General features: G+C 41.6%; 1 protein-coding gene. It reads left to right on the top strand.

Features of this window, described 5'->3' with window-relative positions:
* Positions 1-834 (top strand): hypothetical protein (locus tag A0F92_RS00165; RefSeq protein WP_167516647.1); only part of this gene is annotated, 834 nt, incomplete at both ends.

Genomic DNA, 834 nt, shown 5'->3' with positions numbered 1-834 from the left:
GGCAGGATAGTATTTATAAATTTTTACCGGCATTTGTAAAGAAAAATGGGATACCGAGATGGGATAAAGTAATATATAGTACGAATCAATCTGTATCAGGCAGGCAGTTATCTACGTATGGCGTTAATACAGCAGGCAGCCTCACAAAACATAGCCAAAGTAATACAAATGAGGGCAGCCAAGGCATATTTATTATACCCTTGCAGGCACAAAATGCAAATACCATACAGTCGTACATAGTGGCTTACAAACACAATGACAGTTTGTATACTTACCGGTTGTATAATCGGGATTCATTAAATGCGCTTAGGCCAAAAAGCTCAGCAGCAAAAACTAATTTATTAAATACGCAGGCGGTTTTTGGGTATTTTGAGCAAACGGTGAATAATAGAGATGGTATTACCATTGCATCGCCGGTTACAGGCAAAATAAAAAATGTAGCGATAGCATTTCAAGTGCCAACCAATAACAATGCCAATAGCACGCAATCATTGAATGGAACAATGGTGGGTGGCGGTTGTGAAATGAGCATAGAAGTGATGATTTCTTATTCATTCGAAGTTACCCTTGATGGGCATACAATATACATCACAGAAACTTACTCTGTAAAATTAACCATTATTATTGATTGCACCGGCGGCGGAAGTTGTAGTTGTGCAACGCCGAAGGATGTTATTATAGATGGCGTAGGAGGAGCAGGCAATAACAATGGTAATTGGTGGGATTATGGAACAGGCTATCCATATTTTCCATGGAATCCGGGTGGAGGCATAAGTGGAGGTGGCGGCGCCGGACCTTACGAGCCCGATTGGAGTTGGTGGTGGACGGGTGGTG

Origin of the sequence: Hydrotalea flava (assembly GCF_001623405.1) — a bacterium.
Taxonomy (GTDB): domain Bacteria; phylum Bacteroidota; class Bacteroidia; order Chitinophagales; family Chitinophagaceae; genus Hydrotalea; species Hydrotalea flava.
The sequence above is the reverse complement of the archived record's forward strand: the minus strand, read 5'-3'. Positions and strand labels throughout refer to the sequence as shown.